The sequence below is a fragment of the Spirosoma montaniterrae genome (assembly GCF_001988955.1).
GTDB lineage: Bacteria > Bacteroidota > Bacteroidia > Cytophagales > Spirosomataceae > Spirosoma > Spirosoma montaniterrae.
Window position 1 is genome coordinate 4889837 of sequence record NZ_CP014263.1, and the last position, 15509, is coordinate 4905345.

Here is a 15509-nt window from a genome sequence, read left to right on the forward strand (position 1 = left end):
TGGGTTAGTGGATTGGGTCTCGCTACCTGTTTGCAAAAAACCGTACCTTTCCGGCGTTATGGAGAAAACCCTGCCGCTTTTCCCGCTCAACCTGATTGTGTATCCGGGCGAAGACCTGAATCTGCACATCTTTGAGCCGCGTTATCGTCAGCTTGTCAACGAATGTCTGGAAGATGAGAAGACGTTCGGTATTCCGGCGTTTATTAACAATAAGTTGCCCGGCTACGGTACTGAAATGCACGTAGTAGCCCTTCACAAACGCTACGACGATGGGCGCATGGACATCAAGACCAAAGGGTTAACCGTATTTCGGCTCATTAATTTTGAAAACCCGGTGTCGGGCAAACTCTATGCGGGTGGCGAAGTAGAACTGGTTGAGCCGGGCGATAGCTTCAGTGCCCACGTATCGGCATTGGTTGAGCGCGTAGAGCGGCTTTACGATCTGCTACAGATAGAAACGGATTACGATCCGAAACTTGAAAATTTCTCGTACCGAATTGCCCACAAAGTTGGGTTGTCGGTCGAGCAGGAGTACGAACTGCTTACGCTTGAAACCGAAGCCGAACGGCAGCTTTTTCTGATTCAGCACCTCAACAATGTGTTGCCCGTTGTGGCCGATATGGAACGTACCAAGCAGCGCATCCGAATGAACGGACACTTTAAAAATCTTGATCCGCTCAACTTTTAGTTTGCATTGGCGTGTGGCTGGCTGGCGCGGGAGGAGACGCAAGGGGGCTGACGCGAAAGGAGACGCAAAGGGGCTAACGCGAAAGGAGACGCAAAGGGTTGCGTCTCTACAATTGACCATCCGACGTAGAGACGCAACCCTTTGCGTCTCCTTTCGCGCCAGCCCCCTCGCGTCAGCCAGCCACATGCGTCAGCCTCCTTAACGTCTCCTTTCGCGCCAGCCATACGCCAGAATATTATTTCTTCACTTCTGTTGTTCCAATTCGTCGGGTACGTTTTGGGAGCTGGTCGGCCAATTCCTGCAGATTTTTGATGGGCGGACGTGGTTTTTCGGCCTCGCCAAGCAGAAAACCATACGGTCTAAGGTCTTCTACGGCGTCGAAGATGACTTTAAGAATGGCTGTCATAGGCAGAGCCAGAATAAGCCCCGGTAGTCCCCAAAGCTGTCCCCACAGTAATAAAACGATAATAGACGCCAACGGATTGATGCTCACTTTTGACCCGACGATGTAGGGCGTAATAAAGTTGCCTTCCAGCAATTGTACAAACAGAAAAACGCCGACAACCCCACCGGCTACCAACGGATTGTCGTGCGTAACGAGCGTATACAGAGCAGGTAAAATGGAGCCGATAGCAATGCCAATGTAGGGAATCAGAATCAGAATAGCTCCCAGAAATCCGAAAAACACGGCAAACTCAACACCCAGAATCAACAGACCAACCGTATTCAGTACACCTACTATGCCAATCACCAGCACCAGCCCAACGATGTAATCTTTGATTACGGCATATATCCGGCTAAAAACCGCGTCGATGCTCGACCGGCGGGTGTTGCGGAAAACCTTGTAGATGAACGACCGAAAAAAATCGCGGTAGAGGAGGAAGAAAAAAATGTATAATGGCAACAGCGCAATAGTCGACAATGTGTTGGTAGTTGCCAGTAAAGTTGACGTCAGAATCGTGCCACTATCCTGCAACAGCCGGTTGAGGTAGCTACGAGCTTCTGAAACAAGCCGTTGTCGGCTGATATTCAGGTTCTCATCGGCGAGTTTCTGAATTTTATCGAAAATCTCATTGCTTCGCTGAATCAGCTTGGGAGCCTCGCTGGTGAAGTTGCCAATTTGCAGGGAGATCAGGTAGAAGAACCCGACCAGAAAGCCAACGGCAACAAGAATGCAGATTAGAATGGCAACTATGCGCGGAAATCCCCAACGTTCCAGCCGGTGATCGAGCGGATATAAAATTACCGACAGCAGGATAGCAAACACCAACGACACGATGGTGTCCTGTAGGGTAAAAAGAATATAAACGGTTATTACCAGCGCAATCAGTACGCAGGCAAATTTGACGTAAGCGGGTAACTCTATTTCGCGAGAAGTTCTGTTCATCCTGGTGCGTAAACGGCAAATGAGTGTATTTCGTTACAAATATGCTTGATTCCCTTTCGTAGCGGCAAGCACATGGCACAGTTGGCCCAATTATACGCAAGCCTGTTAAATTTTTGTTAAGGTTGCCTTTCATTCGCGTAACGTTGTGGATAAGCCACGTAACTTTCGGCGGTCTCTTACTGAAAACAGGCCATACTCACCAACCTCACCAATTATGAGTGCTGCTAAAGCTGCTCAGCCCCTGCATCGCATTTTGGTCGTTGACGACGACGCTGACATCGTTGAAATGCTCGAGTACAACCTGACGAAAGAAGGGTATGACGTGCGCACCGCTACCGATGGCCGTAAAGCAGTCGACGTGGCCCGAACGTATTTGCCCGAACTGGTTGTACTCGACATTATGATGCCGCACCTGGATGGTATCGAAGCCGGTCGGCAACTGCGCGAGATTCCTGAACTGCGCCAGACCTATATTCTCTACCTCACAGCCCGCTCCGAAGAATATTCGGAAGTGGCAGCGTTCGACGTTGGGGCCGACGACTATATCACCAAGCCCATAAAGCCCCGTGCGCTCATGAGTCGCATTAACGCGCTGTTCAGGCGCGAAGCCCAGAAAGCAGACCCCGGCGAGCAAATAACCATTGCCGATCTGAGCATTAACCGCAAAAATTATTCGGTTAGCCAGGGCGATAAATCGGTGATTCTGCCGAAGAAAGAGTTTGAACTGCTGTTTTTTCTGGCCCAGCATCCCAACAAAGTATTCAGCCGTGAAGAACTGCTCCAGAAAATATGGGGGGCCGACATCTACGTACTCGAACGCACGGTTGACGTTCACATCCGCAAACTCCGCGAAAAAATTGGCGATACCCACATCCGTACCCTAAAAGGCGTTGGGTATATGTTCACCGACCAGTCAGAGTAAAAGTTATAAGGTTGCAAAGTTATATAGTTGTAGAGTTGGCTGCCGTGCCTTGATTTAGCGAAGCAACTTTACAACCATGTAACTTTACGACCTTACAACTATAAAACTAATGTCTCTAAGTCCACGCTTCATTGCCCTGCTGCTGGCTTGCCTGATTTCGGCGTTGACGCTGGCGTTTCTGACGTTTGTGGAGGGTGTTACAAACAATATGCTGTTTGTGGTGGGCGTGTCGTCGTTTGTTATTTCGTTTTTTCTGGTTCTGTACGCTATTGAATTGCTGGTATTCCGGGAAGTCAACAAAATGTATAAAACCATCCGGCAGTTAAAAATCCGCGACTTTACCATCTCCCGCAAATCGGTTATCAAAAACAATAATCCGTTTAAGAAACTGAACGACGAAATTTTCGTGTATGTCGCTAAAAAACAGAAGGAAATCGACGAACTGAAACGACTGGAGCAGTTCCGGCGCGAGTTTCTGGCCGACGTATCGCACGAATTGAAGACACCCATTTTTGCCGCTCAGGGATTTATTCACACGCTTATCGACGGAGCTATTGACGACGAACAGGTGCGCGATAAATTTCTGTCGAAAGCCGCCAAAAGTCTCGATGGGTTAGACGCGCTCGTGAAAGACCTGGTGGCCCTGTCGCAGTTGGAAACCGGCGAAGTAAAGATGAACTTCGAGCGGGTCGATCTGGCACACATAACGCGGGAAATTTTTGAGCAATTAGAGAAGATAGCGCACGCCAAACGCACCTCGCTGCGGCTTAAAACCACATATCCTGGTCCGGTGTGGGTGAAAGCCGATCCGCAGCGCATTATGCAGGTGATGACCAACCTGATCGAAAACGCCCTGAAATACGGTAATGAGAATGGCCGGGTGGTGGTTAGTCTGGAAGAAGACAAAAAACACATTCTCGTATCGGTGCGCGACGATGGCCCCGGTATTCCGCCTGAACACCTGAGCCGTATTTTTGAACGCTTCTACCGGGTCGAGAAAAGTCGGTCAAAAGATCGGGGCGGCACGGGGCTGGGCCTTGCCATTGTGAAGCACATTCTCAACGCCCACAAAGCCAAAGTTACGGTCATGAGCAAAATCGACAAAGGCACTACCTTCCGGTTTAAACTGGAACGCATGGAATAAGCCCAGAACGGTAGGCGTACTGCATCAGATGATTCGCCGGAGAGCAAAATTGGCAACAACGAGCTGCCCGTTGCGCCGAACCAGCATCGTAACAACTTTGCCTTCACCTTTTTGCAACATCTTGTAAATGTCGCTGATGGTCATGTCGCCGGTGGAAGTATTGTTTACAAACAACAACTCATCACCTTCGCGCAGACCGGCCAAGGCAGCGGGCGAACCGTCAATGACCTTATCGACATAAAAATTCTTGTAGCGGTCGCCTTTGGCACGGAGTTCCATACCGCTCATGTCGTGCTCAAAGCCCTCGCGCATAAGTCGCTTGATTGGCTTCAGCACCACGTATTTTTCGGGATAATTGAACGTCACGTAAAACCGGCGCAACAGTTCGCAGCCGACGTTGCCGTGGCGTTCGGGCATATCAACTAATTTCATACCAAACGACGTACTATCGGGGAACGAAGCCAGAATGTTATCTAACTCGTAGCGGCCAAAGCGAATTTTCTGGATGCGGCCCATACTGCCGTTGATGATGCCATTGAGGCCCCTGCCCAACTGCGCCCGAATCACCTTGTCGGGCAGCGGCATACTGGCCGAACTCCGCGACCGGTCGAGCAGCAGGGCGTGGCCTGCACCCGTGTCGAGTACGACCCGCAGCGGCATCTCTTTGTTGCCACTTACCACCGACAGGGCGTCGGTGTAGACTTTTGTGTCCTGAATTGTGATAGGATACTGATCGCCGTGCCGTTTGCGGTATTTATAGTTTTTGGGCTGCGTGAGCATAATCTCGCGCCGTTGAAAATCGATGCTTACCACGAAATTGGCAAAAATCTCGTAACCGAAAATGCCATGTACGGGCGTACCAACATATTCCGACAGCTTCAGAATATCTTCGTCCAGAATAACGATGTTGTGGTGCATAGCCCGCAAGCCCCCCGTACTGAGCCGGTTATCGATAGCCACCGAGGCCGTCAGATTGCCGCCTTCGCCTGCGCCCGTGAGTTTAATTTTACGGGTCAGCTTAAGCGGTTGTTTCTTGAACGCGTTCGGATCGGTGATAATCGTATGACTAACGCCCGTATCCAGAATGAAGTACAGTGTGTCGGAATCGTTTACCCGGACGGGCAGAATAATCAGGTTTGAATGGAGTTGAAACGGAATGCGCGTCCAGTTTCGATTGCCGGCAATGTAGAAGCCGTAGCGGTCCCGGTCGGGTGTGTTGTCGGGGGCGTCACTCCCCCAGGCAACCACACAACCTCCCAGCAGTCCGATCAGCAAAGCCAGCGTTTTCATGTAGTTATTTTTACGACATTGAAACTACGTATTTTTTATCAGAATAACACAAAAACTAAGCTATCGGTTTACAGAATGTATAGACGGTTAATTTGTTGACACACAGCGACTACAAAATTCCTGACCTACTTAGCAAGTGCGTTCAGCCGAAAAGCTCTAATTTCGCCGTATAAAAATAATGAAAAGTGAAAAATGAGGAGTATTAAGTTGCGGTAATGCGCTCATTACCGGCGCGTTGTCCCGACTTTATCCTCATTTTCCACTTTTCATTTTTCACTTTTCATTATCAAAAAGTATGCGTAAAAAAATTGTTGCCGGCAACTGGAAAATGAATAAGACCGCCGAAGAGGCAAAAGCTCTTCTGTCGGAGGTCGTGAATATGGTGAAAGACGAAGTAACCAGCGATGTTACCGTTGTACTTTGCCCACCGGCTTTATACCTGACAACATTCCGGCAATATGTGCCTGCGGGCGGTCGTATTTCGCTGGGTGCTCAGAATTGCCACGAAAAAGCGTCGGGAGCTTATACAGGCGAAATTTCGGCCCCTATGCTGCAATCCATTGGCGTCGAGTACGTGATTCTGGGCCATAGCGAACGGCGGCAATATTTTGGCGAAACCAACACGCAATTAGCCGAGAAGGTAAACATCGCCCTCGAAAACAACCTGACACCTATTTTCTGCTGTGGCGAATCGCGCGACCTGCGCGAAAACGGCGATTATATTGGCTTCGTGAAAGGCCAACTGACCGAAAGCGTGTTTCATCTCTCTGCGGAGCAGTTTGCCAACGTCGTGATTGCCTACGAACCCATTTGGGCTATCGGTACGGGGCTGACGGCCTCATCGGCACAAGCACAGGATATGCACGCTGAACTTCGGCAACACATCGCCAGCCAATATGGCGACGACGTGGCCCAAAATACAAGCATCCTGTATGGTGGCAGTGCCAACGAAAAAAACGCAGCCGAATTATTCGCCCAACCCGACGTCGACGGTGGGCTGATTGGTGGCGCGTCGCTAAAATCACGCGAGTTCACGACCGTGGTGAAAGCTATAAGTTGAATGGTTGAATGAATGGTTGAATGATTGAATGGAATAATCAGGTGAATGCTCCATTCAACCATTCAACCATTCATTCACTCAACCACTCATAACTACCAATGATGACTGCTCAGGAATATATTCAATTGCTCAGGCTACAGCCGCATCCGGAAGGGGGGTATTTTGCCGAAACGTACCGCTCGGCGGAGGTTATTCCGCATGCGGCCCTGCCTGAGCGGTTTAGCGGAGAGCGGGTGTTTGGCACGGCCATTTATTTCCTGCTGGAAAGCAAAGACGTATCGGCTCTGCACCGGATTCAGGCCGATGAAATCTGGCATTTTTATGCCGGTGGCCCGCTCAATGTGTTCGTCATAAACCCTGACGCTTCGCTTAGAACCATTCGGTTAGGTAATAATCTGGAAAAGGGCGAAGTATTTCAGGCCGTTGTGCCAGCGGGTTGCTGGTTTGGGTCAAAGCCCGCCGATGGCACCGAATTTTCGCTGGTTGGCTGTACCGTTGCTCCCGGCTTCGATTTTGCCGACCTTGAGATGGCCGACCGGGAAACACTGTTAGCCGAGTTTCCGCAGCATCGGGCGGTGATTGACATTTTAACTACCTGAAACTCACGTTTCCAAACTTCGATACCACTTTTACTTTGGTGCCTGTACCACGGCCAACTTTGCCGATATATTGTTTTGTCAGGCGTGGGCCGCGCTGTCCGTCGTTATCGTTTGGCTGACTTGTGAAGTGCATGGTGGAACCCTGGCTGTAGTTGAAATTGCCGTAGCTGACCGTTACGTCGAAGTCGCAGTCATTATTATCGACGGGTAGTGCAACCGACGAATAACTGGCCTGAATGGCTACGTTTTCGGCAGTTTTCGAGAGTTGCTCGATGCGAAAGCCGCCCGAAAAACTCAGCTTTATATTACCCGACTCGCGCAACGTGCCAATCTCGGCACCTGAATAGTCAATGTCGGCATTGAGTTTACCTACTTCGCCAATCCGCATTTTGCCAAACTTATTAACGAGTGTTAACACGTTGACCCGATTCAGGTCCAGATTGCCGTAGGATACGTCTACTTTAGCGGCTTCACAAGCGCGGATAACGGCTTTACCGTAGGCGACATCGATGTCGGTTTGCCGGTTGGTCAGTTCAGTGGCGTTAAAGTTGCCGTAGCGATTATAAACGGATAAAGGGGCGTGGAAAGCTGGAATTTCGGTGTTCCCAAACTTATTCCGAACGGTTAGTGCATTTTGCCGGGGCATCATCACATCGTAGTTAATTTTAACGAAGTTGCGTTCGCCCCCGTTGCTCCAGCGGCCAAAACTCCAGTTTGAGACACTACCTTGATTGAAGTTTGTGCGCACCACAATCTGATTACCAGCGCGTTTCTCGTCGATACTAATCGCATCTAAAAACCGTTGCACACGCTCATCAGAATCGGAGTTTGCCAGAACCGTAATCTGAATCCGGATTTCACTTTTGTCCCAAAGACCAATCGACACCTGACCAAACTGATTATCAATCGTTAACGCGTCGTTTGGATTCACGTCGAACACTTTAACAATTGTCTTCTTCTTCTCAATCGCACCGGTCTCACACGGTTCTTCGGCCCACGCGAAGGCGGGCAAAAGACACAGCAACAGGCTAAACAGGATTTTCATGTGTTTGTTGTTTAATGCGCTCAATTACGCGCAACTGTTCATTAAGCAGGTCAATCTGTAATTGAAGGTTCTGAATCATGGCCTCAATCAGCGTTTCCTGATTCGGGTTTTGCGGCAACGCAGCCCGGAGCAATTGGTACGAACGTTCGAGCCGGTCTAAATCAGTCGCAAATTCCTGATACAAAACCGGGTTATCCTCGGTCATTTGTTTCAGCTCAGCCCGTTTATTATCAATCAGCCGGGTATACTGCACCACCTCACGGGCATACATGGGGCTGGCGGCTACCACGTCGGGTTGCTGCGTTACGCCGTATTGGTGGTTCATGTACCAGAAGCCACCCGCCAGTAGTAACAACGCTACCGAAGCCGCTACGCGCCAGTCCATATTCGGCCAGCCAATTTGCAGACCGCCGAACCGCGAGTTATTTATTTGCTCTGCATTGCTATGCACCTGCCGAAATGGCGACTGCCCATTCAGCCGGGTTGTACCCGGTGGCGTATCTAACCCGCGTTCTATCTTTTGCCACAGGTCGTTGGGCGGCTCATGGTCGTCAAAAGCTTCGCGATTGTCTCGGACGAAGCGTTCCAGATTATCTTTTTTCATCATCATTGATTGAGTTGTTGAGTGACTGACTAATTGAATGGAACACAACTACCTCCTTTAATCAGTCGATCACTCAATCATTCAACAATTCTATTAGTCGCTTCTTCCCGCGCAGATACTGCGTTCGGGAGGTTGTTTCACTGATTTTCAATACGTTGCCAATCTCTTCGTGGTCATATCCTTCAAACAGATACAGCGACAGCACTACGCGGTAGCCTTCGGGCAGTTGGCACATGGCCCGTCGAACCCGCTCTACTTCCAACTGAACGCCCTCTTCGTCATACGGCTCGGTATCGGCATAATCGGGGCCGTCGTCTTCGCCGATGCCGTTGGTCTCGAGATCAACGAATTCGAGCCGTCGGCTACGCAGGTGGTTGATAGCCCGGTTTACCACAATCTGTTTCAGCCATGCGCCAAACGTACTTTGGCCGCGAAACGAGCCGATGTGCGTGAAGGCATCAATAAACGCTTCCTGCAACACATCTTCGGCCTCGGCCTCGTGGTTTACAATCCGCAGACAGACGTTGTACATGGCTTTCACGTACTGTTGGTAGAGGTCATACTGCGCCCGTCGCTCACCCTGTTGGCAGCGTTTGACCAGTTCAGCATGACGGTCCGGGTACGGTTTAGAATCGAGCCGGTTCAGCACAAAAGGGGTTCAGGTAGTAATCAACAGAAAGACAAAGCCCGGCGGCTAACGTTGCATGGGCAGGCAACTATTTTTTGACCTGAGGCTAATAGAGTGTGGCGTTTAGAATAAGTCGGAGCGGGGTGATCAATCTACTTTCAAATAATCGCGAATACATCTTATAAACGCGCCTGAATTAACAATTGCCTCGGCAGACTCTGATTCTGACAATTCATAACTTACTTCATAGTCACTCAATTGCCGTTGTTGATAGATATTCGCCAGCATACGTCCATATTGAGGTTCGATAAAGCCCGTTTTGACAAAATGTTTGCCAAATTGAGCAATTAATCCTTTATGGCTACTAACAGTTTGATCAGTTGATAGTAGACAGGCTTCTGTTGCATAATACATGGCGTAATAAGCTCGTGATACTGCCGATTCATAACTTTTACGCTCGAAGTGTAAATAATGGGCATCTTCTAACGTTTTGTCAGCACGCTCGAGCAAAGTTGTTATCAACGTGCTATTCATAATCGTCTGCCTTCACGCTTTACCTGTTTATATAAAGGGCTTGCTAATTGCTCAAAACGTTGTTGAGTCGTAGGAACGACGGATACAAGGGTATCGTAGCGAAGGTCTAACCTGTAGGCAATATCACCCATCAAATTTATTTCACTAAAAGGTGAAATGGTTTCGTCATTCAATATGACTAACAAATCAATATCAGAGTCTTGCGTGGCCTCATTACGTGCGAATGAGCCAAATAAATAAATATCGGACAGGCGATCCTGATATAACTCTTGAACCGCATGTTTAAACTCACTTAGTAAAGGCTGTATGGCTGTATAATTCATAGTGCGTTAAATATACGACTCGATACGTCAATTAACCTTGACGCAGATGCAAAAGACATCTTTTTTCATCCCGCCCCGACCAAATTTTTCCGTAGTTTTGGTTGTTATAGATGGATAGAAGCAACACGAATGGTTGATTATATTTCTGGATTGAATGACCCACAGCGGGAGGCCGTTATGCACGGCGACGGGCCGCTGATGATTATAGCCGGTGCAGGTTCGGGCAAAACCCGCGTACTGACGTATCGCATTGCCTACCTCATCGAAAACGGTGTCGACCCGTTCCGAATTCTGTCTCTGACGTTTACCAACAAAGCCGCTGGTGAGATGCGACACCGCATCGAAAAGGTTGTTGGTACAGAAGCCCGCAATATCTGGATGGGTACGTTTCACTCCGTATTCGCCAAAATTCTGCGTATCGAAGCGCGGGCGTTGGGCTACACCTCGAATTTCTCGATTTATGATACCGACGACTCGAAATCGCTGTTGCGGAGTATCATTAAAGAAATGGGCCTGGATGATAAGGTTTACCGCGTGAACAACGTGTTCGGGCGGATTTCGGGCGCGAAAAACCGGCTCATTGGCCCCGACGATTATCTGAACAACAGTGTAATTCAGGCCGACGACGAATCGGCCCGGATGCCGCGCATCGGTCAGATTTACAAACAGTATGCGTTGCGATGCTTTGCAGCCAATGCAATGGATTTCGATGATTTGCTGTTCAATACGAACGTGCTGTTTCGCGACCATCTTGATATTCTGCACAAGTACCAGCACAAGTTTCAGCACGTGATGGTCGATGAGTTTCAGGATACCAACGTATCGCAGTACCTCATCACGCGCAAACTGGCGGCTGTGCATCAGAATATCTGTGTTGTGGGCGACGATGCTCAGAGCATTTACGCCTTTCGGGGGGCCAACATCGAAAACATCCTCAACTTCCAGCGCGACTACGGCAAAGACGCCGTGAAAATCGTTAAGCTCGAACAAAACTACCGCTCGACCAAAACCATTGTCAACGCAGCCAACTCGATTATTGCCCGTAATAAAAATCAGTTGGAGAAGCACGTTTTCACCGACAATGAAGACGGTCCGCTGATCGACGTTATCAAAGCCTCATCAGACAACGAAGAAGGGCGTTTGGTGGCTTCGGCCATTTTCGAGACAAAGATGAACGAAGGGCTGACCAACAACGATTTCGCCATTCTGTACCGTACCAATGCGCAGTCGCGGGCATTTGAAGAAGCCTTGCGAAAGATGAGCATCAAGTACCGTATTATTGGCGGCCTGTCGTTCTATCAGCGCAAGGAAATCAAAGACCTGATTGCCTACCTGCGCTTCACCGTTAACCAGCAGGACGAAGAAGCGTTCAAGCGCATTATCAACCTGCCCAAGCGCGGTATTGGCGATACTACCGTGGCTAAAATCAGTGTCATCGCGGCTGAGAAAGAAGATTCGGTTTGGGAAATCGTTGCCGAAATAAACAAGCACGTAGCGGGCCGGTCAGCCATTGCCATCGAAGGCTTTGCCGACCTGATCAAGAGCTTCAAACTGCTGCTTGACCAGAAAGATGCTTTTGAGGTAGCCTCACACATTGCCAAAGCATCGGGGCTGCTGAAAGAACTTTACGACGATAAGACCGTAGAAGGGCTGGCCCGGTACGAAAACGTACAGGAATTGCTGAACGCCATTAAAGAGTTTGTCGATAACCCCGACAACGACGACAAGAGTTTGGGCGCATTTCTGCAATCTGTATCGCTGCTGACTACCGCCGACGAAAAAGAAGATGATGGCGACAACGACAAAGTGACGCTAATGACCATTCACGCAGCTAAGGGGCTGGAATTCAAAAACGTACATATTGTTGGGTTGGAAGAAGACCTGTTTCCAAGCCAGATGATGCTCGAAAGTCGCAATGATCTGGAAGAGGAACGGCGGCTGTTTTACGTGGCTATCACCCGCGCCGAACGCCGACTCAGTATGTCGTATGCCGAAACGCGCTATCACTACGGTCGGCTTAAAATGTGCGAACCAAGCCGGTTTCTGATGGAAATGGACCAGCGTTTTCTGAAGATGTCGAAATTGCGGTCGGCACCGGGCCGAATGGATTTTGACCGACCCGAGCGCGACCGGAGCGAGACCACTTCGACCGGCTCAATGGCTTTTGTGCGGAGTTTGGCCCAGCGTACAGCCGCCCGGCAGGCCCCACAACCCACTACGTCGCACACGCCCTCACCCGATTTCACCCCCACCAGCACGGCAGAGCTTACCGCCGGGCAACGCGTAGAACACGCCAAGTTCGGCTTCGGCACGGTTAAGAGCGTAGACGTGAATGGCACCGAGCGCAAGGCCACGATTCAGTTCGAGAAAGCGGGCGAGAAAGTGCTCTTGCTGAGTTTCGCCAAACTGCGCGTGGTCTGAATTGGGGCTTAGGCAGCATTTATGAGGTTTTCACCGTACCGGATTTTCGTCAATACCTAATCGGGGTAGGGCGGGGTTGAGGATGCGCGACACAACTTTGACCCGAAAAACGCGGGTTCCGGCTACGTCGAAATCGCAGCTATAAAACTCCCGTTGTTTTATACCCCGATACACCGCCGTATAATTCACCCTGGGCGGCCAGTTATTGAAGGCCAGTTCGGCAGTGATAGCATCTACCGCTTTCCGTAAATTAGAAAAATAAATAGTTGTCGGCTCGCGTTGGCGCAGCGCGTTCAGCGAGCCGACATGTTGTAGGCTTACTTCATAAATGACGCGTCCCGTGGGGCGTAGTACAGCTTTTTCGGCCATCGTGCTATGCGTTTTTTGCATAAATCCTGCATAATCATATTTTTTTGAAAAATAATTTTACTATTTTTCATATGCAAAACAAATCGGCAGGCTTGCCCGTTTTACAATTAACTATCGCACAAAGAAAAAACCAGTCGCAACACGACTGGTTTTTTTGTGCCTGTAGGGATACTTATTTTTTATACATCACCGTGTCAACGGCCTGCAAGGTACGCTTCACATTTGGTAAAATAGCTTCGATGAGCGTGGGGGCATAAGGCAGCGGCAAATCCATGCTATTGACCCGCACTACCGGCGCGTCTAAATAATCGAAGGCGTTGCGCTGAATGTTGTAGGTCAACTCCGACGAGATAGCCGCCAGCGGCCAGGCTTCTTCTACGATAACGCAGCGGTTGGTTTTTTTCACCGAGCTAAGAATAGTAGCATAGTCGATGGGGCGCACCGTACGCAGATCGATTACTTCGGCGTGAACACCATTTTTCGCCAGTTCGTCGGCAGCAGCGAGGGCCACTTTCATGATTTTGCCGAATGACACAATCGTAACGTCGTTGCCTTCGCGCACAATATTGGCCTGACCAATCGGTATCAGGTACTCTTCTTCCGGCACCTGCCCTTTGTCGCCGTACATCAACTCCGATTCCATAAAAATAACCGGGTCGTTATCGCGGATGCTACTTTTCAGCAACCCTTTGGCGTCGTAAGGATTCGACGGCACTACCACTTTCAGGCCGGGCGTGTTGGCAAACCAGTTTTCAAAATTCTGCGAGTGCTGACTCGATAGCATACCCGCGTTGCCGGTTGGGCCGCGAAACACGATAGGGCACGAATACTGCCCGCCCGACATGCTCATGATTTTGGCTGCCGAGTTGATAATCTGGTCTATAGCTACAAGCGAGAAGTTAAACGTCATAAACTCGATAATAGGCCGCAGACCGTTTATTGCCGAGCCGACGCCGATCCCTGCAAAGCCAAGCTCGGCAATGGGCGTATCGACCACGCGTTCCGGCCCGAATTCATCGAGCATACCCTGACTCACTTTATAGGCACCATTGTATTCGGCAACTTCTTCGCCCATCAGGTAAACGAGCGGGTCACGGCGCATTTCTTCTGACATGGCCTCGCGCAGGGCTTCGCGGAACTGTATTTCTCTCATGCTGAGTGCGTTAGTTTCGGTTGACAGCACCTGTTTGTCCACATCGGGGCCGAAACAGGCGGGTGGTATAAAAACCAGCCAAAATTAGGCAAAACACCCTGATTCATCAAATGTGGGTGTAGGGAGAAATTAGTTTGGCTTTGCCTGTTTGAACCGTTTATAGGCGTTGATAATCGTTCTGCGCTTAAACGTAATAAATAGATACGTTTGCCGGTTTTTATCTATGATTAATACCCTGTTTGGAACCAAGAAAAGATAACTTCTACGTCTGACTGCCACTACGTCCTCAAAACTTAGGGTTAACGTTTTGACTAAGTGGTTGTTACAGGGAAAAATAGTACTGAATTTCCTCTCCAATTTTCTATCCTTAATAAAGCAAGGTTGCGGAGAATACGTTATCCCGGCTTCTGTAACTTGAAGACTTCCGTTAATTAACGTTTCAGCTAAAAGCGGCAAAGGGGTTGTTTTAAGTACAAGACCAACCCGTATCGAATCGCCAATAGTTACACACTCTTTGGCCGAAGATTTTTTTGCCTGAATAGATAGTATTACGATTAGTGGCAAATACAAGAACTTGTTCATACTACTTTAGATGAGAGATAATCTCGCCAATCGGCATAACTTACAAGTATGTAATGAATAATAATGGCTTTTATTGTAGAAATAAATACTAATTTTAGAGAAATAAACATATAATAAATCTACATATGAATACTTATTGTATTTGTATGTGAATCGCTCTGTTGTATAATCTGGCGTAGTAACAGACTATGTTCAATAACCGTTAAGTTAGACAGTTTCTTGATGTAGGATTATGTACTAAAATTTCGTACCTTTGCGGGCCAAAACAAAAAGCCCGACCGGAGTAAATGGTTCTTTCGGCAGGGCTTAATCACCAAACGAACCACAATCGAATGAGCCAGAAAATTCGCATTAAGCTGAAATCCTTCGACCATATGCTGGTCGATAAGTCGGCGGAGAAAATCGTAAAAGCAGTTAAATCAACGGGTGCTGTCGTAAGCGGCCCCATCCCCCTGCCAACCGATAAAGAAATTTACACCGTGCTGCGGTCGCCCCACGTTAACAAAAAAGCGCGGGAGCAATTCCAGCTTTGTACCTACAAGCGGCTGGTTGACATCTATAGCAGCAGCGCGAAAACCGTTGATGCCCTGATGAAGCTTGAACTGCCCAGCGGTGTTGACGTAGAAATCAAGGTATAATTACTTTCCTGTTTAGATTTTGGAAACGCCCGGATGAGCTATCATTCGGGCGTTTTGCTTTTATCCTACATACTGGTTAACTATATTTGCCTTTTAAAAGAAACAGTGATAGCGTATTTTTG

At 49.0% G+C, this 15509-nt stretch carries 16 protein-coding genes; 7 read left to right on the forward strand and 9 right to left on the reverse strand.

Annotated elements, in window-relative coordinates; translation table 11 throughout:
- Positions 1-58: 58 nt before the first annotated feature.
- The gene (locus tag AWR27_RS21050) at positions 59-688 is read left to right on the forward strand and encodes an LON peptidase substrate-binding domain-containing protein (RefSeq protein ID WP_077133009.1); all 630 of its coding nucleotides are present in this window, start codon (positions 59-61) and stop codon (positions 686-688) included.
- 235 nt (positions 689-923) lie between these two features.
- On the opposite strand, the gene AWR27_RS21055 is transcribed toward AWR27_RS21050, so the two are convergent.
- Positions 924-2075: an AI-2E family transporter gene (locus AWR27_RS21055; RefSeq protein WP_077133010.1), complete on the reverse strand. Its 1152-nt coding sequence runs from the start codon at positions 2073-2075 to the stop codon at positions 924-926.
- 214 nt (positions 2076-2289) lie between these two features.
- On the opposite strand from AWR27_RS21055, the gene AWR27_RS21060 reads away from it, so the two are divergent.
- On the forward strand, positions 2290-2997 hold the full coding sequence (locus AWR27_RS21060) for a response regulator transcription factor (protein ID WP_077133011.1): 708 nt from the start codon (positions 2290-2292) through the stop codon (positions 2995-2997).
- A gap of 109 nt (positions 2998-3106) precedes the next feature.
- Positions 3107-4141 (forward strand): sensor histidine kinase, encoded by a 1035-nt coding sequence (locus AWR27_RS21065; protein ID WP_077133012.1) that lies wholly within the window; start codon positions 3107-3109, stop codon positions 4139-4141.
- 24 nt (positions 4142-4165) lie between these two features.
- Here AWR27_RS21065 and AWR27_RS21070 read toward each other — a convergent pair whose 3' ends face one another.
- Positions 4166-5431 carry an aspartyl protease family protein gene (locus AWR27_RS21070; RefSeq protein WP_077133013.1) on the reverse strand — a complete coding sequence of 422 codons (1266 nt, stop codon included), beginning with the start codon at positions 5429-5431 and terminating at the stop codon, positions 4166-4168.
- 295 nt (positions 5432-5726) lie between these two features.
- Here AWR27_RS21070 and tpiA point away from each other — a divergent pair, with 295 nt between their 5' ends.
- Positions 5727-6491 (forward strand): triose-phosphate isomerase, encoded by a 765-nt coding sequence (gene tpiA / locus AWR27_RS21075; protein ID WP_077133014.1) that lies wholly within the window; start codon positions 5727-5729, stop codon positions 6489-6491.
- A 101-nt stretch (positions 6492-6592) separates the two neighbouring features.
- Positions 6593-7090, forward strand: coding sequence for a cupin domain-containing protein (locus AWR27_RS21080; RefSeq protein ID WP_077134121.1), 498 nt, complete (start codon positions 6593-6595; stop codon positions 7088-7090).
- Here AWR27_RS21080 and AWR27_RS21085 read toward each other — a convergent pair.
- The 5 genes from AWR27_RS21085 to AWR27_RS21105 form a co-directional block, all read right to left on the reverse strand.
- Positions 7083-8135 (reverse strand): hypothetical protein, encoded by a 1053-nt coding sequence (locus AWR27_RS21085; protein ID WP_077133015.1) that lies wholly within the window; start codon positions 8133-8135, stop codon positions 7083-7085. The genes AWR27_RS21080 and AWR27_RS21085 overlap by 8 nt on opposite strands.
- The gene (locus tag AWR27_RS21090) at positions 8119-8739 is read right to left on the reverse strand and encodes a hypothetical protein (protein ID WP_077134122.1); all 621 of its coding nucleotides are present in this window, start codon (positions 8737-8739) and stop codon (positions 8119-8121) included. The genes AWR27_RS21085 and AWR27_RS21090 overlap by 17 nt, the downstream gene beginning before the upstream one ends.
- 73 nt (positions 8740-8812) lie before the next feature.
- The gene (locus tag AWR27_RS21095) at positions 8813-9388 is read right to left on the reverse strand and encodes an RNA polymerase sigma factor (protein WP_198045053.1); all 576 of its coding nucleotides are present in this window, start codon (positions 9386-9388) and stop codon (positions 8813-8815) included.
- A gap of 126 nt (positions 9389-9514) precedes the next feature.
- Positions 9515-9877 (reverse strand): HEPN domain-containing protein, encoded by a 363-nt coding sequence (locus AWR27_RS21100; protein ID WP_198045054.1) that lies wholly within the window; start codon positions 9875-9877, stop codon positions 9515-9517.
- 20 nt (positions 9878-9897) lie between these two features.
- Positions 9898-10224 carry a nucleotidyltransferase domain-containing protein gene (locus AWR27_RS21105; protein ID WP_077133017.1) on the reverse strand — a complete coding sequence of 109 codons (327 nt, stop codon included), beginning with the start codon at positions 10222-10224 and terminating at the stop codon, positions 9898-9900.
- Positions 10225-10353: 129 nt separating this feature from the next.
- On the opposite strand from AWR27_RS21105, the gene AWR27_RS21110 reads away from it, so the two are divergent.
- Complete coding sequence (locus tag AWR27_RS21110; protein ID WP_077133018.1) at positions 10354-12645, forward strand: ATP-dependent helicase; 2292 nt, start codon at positions 10354-10356, stop codon at positions 12643-12645.
- A 30-nt stretch (positions 12646-12675) separates the two neighbouring features.
- Here the strand turns inward: AWR27_RS21110 and AWR27_RS21115 are convergent, their stop codons facing one another.
- Together AWR27_RS21115 and AWR27_RS21120 are read right to left on the reverse strand one after the other, a co-directional pair.
- On the reverse strand, positions 12676-13035 hold the full coding sequence (locus AWR27_RS21115; protein WP_232325889.1) for a hypothetical protein: 360 nt from the start codon (positions 13033-13035) through the stop codon (positions 12676-12678).
- Between the two features lie 151 nt (positions 13036-13186).
- Entirely contained in the window at positions 13187-14167 is a 981-nt protein-coding gene (locus AWR27_RS21120) for a pyruvate dehydrogenase complex E1 component subunit beta (RefSeq protein ID WP_077133019.1), read from the reverse strand.
- A gap of 914 nt (positions 14168-15081) precedes the next feature.
- On the opposite strand from AWR27_RS21120, the gene rpsJ reads away from it, so the two are divergent.
- Entirely contained in the window at positions 15082-15387 is a 306-nt protein-coding gene (gene rpsJ / locus AWR27_RS21130; protein WP_077134125.1) for a 30S ribosomal protein S10, read from the forward strand.
- Positions 15388-15509 lie beyond the last annotated feature (122 nt).

Coding starts and splice junctions, on each gene's coding strand:
- AWR27_RS21050 (WP_077133009.1), top strand. CDS start 59: ATGGAGAAAACCCTGCCGCTTTTCCCGCTCAACCTGATTGTGTATCCG.
- AWR27_RS21055 (WP_077133010.1), bottom strand. CDS start 2,075: ATGAACAGAACTTCTCGCGAAATAGAGTTACCCGCTTACGTCAAATTT.
- AWR27_RS21060 (WP_077133011.1), top strand. CDS start 2,290: ATGAGTGCTGCTAAAGCTGCTCAGCCCCTGCATCGCATTTTGGTCGTT.
- AWR27_RS21065 (WP_077133012.1), top strand. CDS start 3,107: ATGTCTCTAAGTCCACGCTTCATTGCCCTGCTGCTGGCTTGCCTGATT.
- AWR27_RS21070 (WP_077133013.1), bottom strand. CDS start 5,431: ATGAAAACGCTGGCTTTGCTGATCGGACTGCTGGGAGGTTGTGTGGTT.
- tpiA (WP_077133014.1), top strand. CDS start 5,727: ATGCGTAAAAAAATTGTTGCCGGCAACTGGAAAATGAATAAGACCGCC.
- AWR27_RS21080 (WP_077134121.1), top strand. CDS start 6,593: ATGACTGCTCAGGAATATATTCAATTGCTCAGGCTACAGCCGCATCCG.
- AWR27_RS21085 (WP_077133015.1), bottom strand. CDS start 8,135: ATGAAAATCCTGTTTAGCCTGTTGCTGTGTCTTTTGCCCGCCTTCGCG.
- AWR27_RS21090 (WP_077134122.1), bottom strand. CDS start 8,739: ATGAAAAAAGATAATCTGGAACGCTTCGTCCGAGACAATCGCGAAGCT.
- AWR27_RS21105 (WP_077133017.1), bottom strand. CDS start 10,224: ATGAATTATACAGCCATACAGCCTTTACTAAGTGAGTTTAAACATGCG.
- AWR27_RS21110 (WP_077133018.1), top strand. CDS start 10,354: ATGGTTGATTATATTTCTGGATTGAATGACCCACAGCGGGAGGCCGTT.
- AWR27_RS21115 (WP_232325889.1), bottom strand. CDS start 13,035: ATGCAAAAAACGCATAGCACGATGGCCGAAAAAGCTGTACTACGCCCC.
- AWR27_RS21120 (WP_077133019.1), bottom strand. CDS start 14,167: ATGAGAGAAATACAGTTCCGCGAAGCCCTGCGCGAGGCCATGTCAGAA.
- rpsJ (WP_077134125.1), top strand. CDS start 15,082: ATGAGCCAGAAAATTCGCATTAAGCTGAAATCCTTCGACCATATGCTG.